This is a genomic window from Arthrobacter sp. 35/47 (assembly GCF_000520475.1).
GTDB classification, from domain to species: Bacteria; Actinomycetota; Actinomycetes; order Actinomycetales; family Micrococcaceae; genus Arthrobacter_D; species Arthrobacter_D subterraneus.
Window position 1 is genome coordinate 190,125 of record NZ_KI914581.1, and the last position, 4,518, is coordinate 194,642.

The following is a 4,518-nucleotide window of genomic DNA, read 5'->3' on the forward strand; positions in this document are numbered from 1 at the left end:
GGTTCTCACCGAGGCGGGTTGCTCCCGCCGGTGCGGTGTCCCGCTTGTACTTGCCCGTAAGCCAGCCTCCGCCGAGGGGAGACCAGGGCAGCAGTCCCAGACCGGCGTCAAGCGAGGCCGGGACAATCTCCGCCTCGATTCCGCGCACCAGCAGGCTGTACTGCGGCTGCAGGGTCACCGGGAGGTCCCAGCCGCGCGCCCTGGCGGTTCCGACGGCCTTGGTGAGCTGCCAGCCCGTGTAGTTCGAGAAGCCGTAGTAGCTGATCTTGCCGGCGCTCACCGCTTCGTGCAGGAAGCCCAGGGTTTCCTCCAACGGGGTGAGCGGATCCCACGAGTGCATCTGGTACAGGTCGATGTGATCCACATTGAGGCGTTTGAGCGATGCGTCGAGTGCCAGCCGCAGGTGCCTGCGGGACAGCCCGAGGTCATTCGCCCCCTTGCCCATCGGGAACCGGCCCTTGGTCGCGAGGACCATGTCGGAAGCTGCCGGGCTTTTCTTCAGCCACCGGCCGATGATTTCCTCGGAGGTGCCGGCCGTGTAGACGTCAGCGGTGTCGATCAGGTTTCCGCCGGCGTCGGCGTAGTCATCGAGGATGGCGTGCGACGTGGCCTCATCGGCTTCCGCGCCGAAGGTCATGGTGCCCAGCGCGTACGCCGAGACCGAGGTACCGCTGCTGCCGAGGTTCCTGTATTCCATCAAAAGCTCCCTGGGTTGGTTTCTCGTCGTTGTTCGAATCGGTTTGGCAGGATACTCCCCTCATCGTGGCGCTTAAGCGGGCGTGTCCTGCCAATTCAACGCGTGGGCTTAGGGCAGCTTACGCAGGGTCAGGATCTGTTCGCTTCGGCCGAAGGGTCCGTCCAGATCGTGCAGGACCGAGGAGGTCAGGCCTACTCCGTCGCGTCCGAAGCTGACACGGGTGTCGAGACCGAGCCACTCGCCCTCCGGGCGGCGATGGAGGTGCACCTGCAGGTCCACGTTCGGAAAAGCCCAGCTGCCCGCTCCCGGAGGAACGCGGGTGGCTATTCCGTTTGCGGTGTCAATGAGTCCGATAAGCCGTGCCGCGTCCGAGGGCTGTTCACCCTCGACCAGCGGAAGCGGCGTACGCAACCATACACGGCCACGTCCGGCGCGGTGGCCGTCCAGCTTGCGGACGTCAAGAGACTGGATGTAGCCGCCCGGCCATTCGGCGACCGCATCATGCTCCTCGCCTTCCTCGGGACCGGGCATCGGCTCGTCTTCGAGCGCGGCCACCGAAGACGTGTCACATGCAGCCAGCCGCCACGCGCGGGCCCGGATCGCGGTCCGGCCGCCGTGGTTCATCTCCGCTTCAAGCAGTTCGATGGTGCGCCCCGGACGCACCATGCGGGTTGCCACCTCGACCGTGTCCAGCGGGATGAGTCCGAGAATCTCGTAGGAGATCCGTGCCATCTGCAGCTCCGCCCTGGGCTGGAACTGCTCCAGGCAGTGGGCAAGGAGCCCCGACGCGGGCGCCATATGCTGCTCGTGCGCGTTCCAGGCCCCCTGGGCGTGGATGGTCGCCTCGAACTGCCCGACGCCGGCCGGACGGTAGTAGGAATCTGCCATGGTGGTGATGAACACGCTCCTCTGGAAACAAGCGGGCGGGACGGGGACGGCCCTGGGAGCGACAATACCGAAAGACGGCGGCTTCGTGCTGCCGGAGGTCAGTAGTCCGGATCGCCGGAGCGTCCGTGTGCAAGGCCGGTCGGCACGCCGAGGCTGAGAAGTTGGGGCTGGGCGCAGCAGCCTGCTTCTGCTGCCTGCTCATCCCCAGTGCACGACGACGCTCCGGATTCCGTGGTCGGCTCCGCCGGAGCATCGCAGCTGCCTCCGAGGTCCGTGCTGCATACGCCTGTTTCGGGCAGTTCCAGGTGGACTGCGGACGCGGCATCCGTATCGCCTGCGATGGCGGCCACGACGGAGCGGACCTGCTCATATCCGGTGGCCAGCAGGAAGGTCGGCGCGCGGCCATAACTCTTCATGCCGACAAGGTAGAAGTCCTGGTCCGGATGGGCCAGCACGTCAGCACCGTGTGCAGGAACCGTTCCGCAGGAGTGGAACTCCGGGTCGATCAGCGGGCCCAGTGCCCGCGGTGCCTCGACGGCGGGATCCAGCTCCAGCCGCAGCTCGCGCAGGATCGAAAGGTCCGGCCGGAATCCCGTGGCCGGAACGAGCACGTCCACCGGGACCTCGCGCTCGCCATCGGGAGTTGAGGCGTGCACGGTGAGCGCGCCGTCGTCGGCCGTCAGCGAGGTGATGGAGAAGGAGGTCAGCAGCTCCACAACCCCGTCTTCCACCAGTGACCGGAGGCGCCTGCCCAGGGCACCCCGGGCGGGCAGACCGTCAAGATCACCTCCGCCGTAGAGCCGCTGGGCGGATCCCGGACCGCGGACGGCCCAGAAAAGTCGGGTTCCCGGCTCGGCCTTGGCAACCTGGCCAAGGCTCAGAAGGGTGTTGGCGGCAGAGTGCCCGGCACCGACAACCATGACGCGCTTGCCGCTGAACCGGGCACGATCCGCCCCGGTGACGTCCGGCAGAGGCTCCGTGAGGAAGGCCCGCGCGGACTCTTCACCGGAAGCCGGCAACCCTGCCTGCCCCAGCGGGTTCGACTGGCTCCAGGTACCCGAGGCATCGATCACCGCACGCGCCAGGTGGTTCTCGGTTCCGTGCGGACCCTGCACCCGGATCAGGAAGGGCTGATGCTCCCGGTCCCTGGTTCGGGTCTTGTCCATGCCCTGCCGGGTGACCGCCAGAACCTCCGTGTTGAACCGGAGAACGGAGGCGATGGAAGGAATTGCCGCCAGAGGGTCAAGGTAGCGCTCAACCAGCTCGGCTCCGAAGGGCAGGGCGGTAGGCCTGGGCTCCTCCCAGCCGGTGGGCTCCAGAAGGCGCCGGGCGGCGTCGTCGACGTTGTACTGCCAGGGTGAAAACAGTCGGATATGGCCCCACTGCCGGATGGCGGCACCGGCGGTGCTTCCCTTCTCGAAGATCACCGGAGTGAGCCCGCGCTCGAGTACATGGGCAGCGGCTGCGAGTCCGATCGGGCCCGCCCCGAGGATGGCCACTGGCAGTTCGTGATTTTCCGACATGGGGTTCCTTTCGCTCAACGAACAAGCGGGTGCACTGCATTGATTTTTGTCGATGTAAGTATCCGGCGAGACATCGATGTCTGTCAATATATCGGCAATAGGTGCACGATTGCGCACACGTGGTCTAGATTAGGGAAGTGCTGACAGTTCTCCGTCTTCCCGCCTACCGCAACCTCTTCTCCGCGCAGGTCATCGCGCTTCTGGGGACCGGCCTCCTGACGGTGGCTCTGGGTCTGCTCGCGTTCGACCTGGCCGCAGGCCGGGCCGGGGCCATCCTGGGCACCGCACTCACCATCAAGATGCTCGCCTATGTGTCCGTTGCACCGCTCATGGCTGCGCTCGTTGAACATCTGCCTCCAAAGGCGGTGCTGGTGGCCGCGGACCTCGTCCGGGCGGCAGTTGCGCTGATGCTGCCGTTCGTGGATCAGGTGTGGCAGGTTTACGTGCTCGTGTTCGTCCTGCAGTCCGCCTCGGCAACCTTCACCCCGGCCTTCCAGTCGGTGATCCCCGTCGTTCTGCCGCAGGAACGCGATTACACGAAGGCCCTGTCCCTCTCCCGGCTGGCGTACGACCTTGAGTCGCTGGTGAGCCCGATCCTCGCTGCGGCGCTGCTGGTGGTCATGAGTTATTCAAACCTGTTCCTCGGCACGGTTGCAGGTTTTCTTCTCTCGGCCCTGCTGGTGCTGGCCACGCGACTTCCCGCTTCCCCGTCAGCCGCCGGAACCGGTTCCCTTCTCCACCGCACCACCCTCGGGTCGCGGATCTTCCTGCAGCTGCCGCCTCTTCGCGGCCTCCTTGCCCTGAACCTGGTGGTCGCATGCGGTACGGCTCTCGTGCTGGTGAATACCGTTGTCTACGTCCGGGACCTCTACGGCGGCACCAACGCGCAGGTGGCAGTGGCCCTCGCCTGTTACGGCGGCGGGTCGATGCTCGTGGCGCTTACGACGCCGGGACTGCTGGAACGCTTCACGGACCGCGCGTTCATGCTGGGTGGGAGCGCACTGGTTGCTGCCGGCGTGGGCGCCGCGGGCGTGGTTGCGGCCGTGCGTCCGCCGTGGCTGCTGATGCTGGTGTTGTGGGCGGGCCTGGGAGCGGGCACATCGATGATCAACACGCCGTCGGCAAGGCTGCTGCGGCGTGCCGCAACCGATTCCACCCGGTCCTACCTGTTCACCGCGCAGTTCTCACTGTCCCATGCCTGCTTCATCATCACTTATCCCGTTGCGGGCGGGGTTGGGGCGGCGGCCGGTCAACCTGCGGCTGCACTGATCCTTGCTGCGCTCGCTGCACTCGGCGCTGTAGCGGCATGGCGCCTCTGGACCGTCGGGGCACCGACGCCCAGGCAGGAAGATGCCGTCGGCAGGACAGGAGGACACCGTTGAGCGAGGACCCGATCGGCTCGCGTCCGAG

General features: G+C 66.5%; 4 protein-coding genes. 1 reads left to right on the plus strand and 3 read right to left on the minus strand.

The window, feature by feature from the left end; all coding sequences use genetic code 11:
• From X803_RS17015 to X803_RS0101290, 3 genes are all read right to left on the minus strand, one after another.
• Positions 1-697, minus strand: a 697-nt coding sequence (locus X803_RS17015) for an aldo/keto reductase (RefSeq protein ID WP_035777397.1), incomplete at its 3' end; no start/stop codon positions are given.
• A gap of 108 nt (positions 698-805) precedes the next feature.
• On the minus strand, positions 806-1,585 hold the full coding sequence (locus tag X803_RS0101285; protein ID WP_026543717.1) for a thioesterase family protein: 780 nt from the start codon (positions 1,583-1,585) through the stop codon (positions 806-808).
• A gap of 98 nt (positions 1,586-1,683) precedes the next feature.
• Positions 1,684-3,108, minus strand: coding sequence for an FAD-dependent oxidoreductase (locus tag X803_RS0101290; protein WP_026543718.1), 1,425 nt, complete (start codon positions 3,106-3,108; stop codon positions 1,684-1,686).
• A 137-nt stretch (positions 3,109-3,245) separates the two neighbouring features.
• Here X803_RS0101290 and X803_RS0101295 point away from each other — a divergent pair, with 137 nt between their 5' ends.
• Entirely contained in the window at positions 3,246-4,490 is a 1,245-nt protein-coding gene (locus tag X803_RS0101295) for an MFS transporter (protein ID WP_026543719.1), read from the plus strand.
• Positions 4,491-4,518 lie beyond the last annotated feature (28 nt).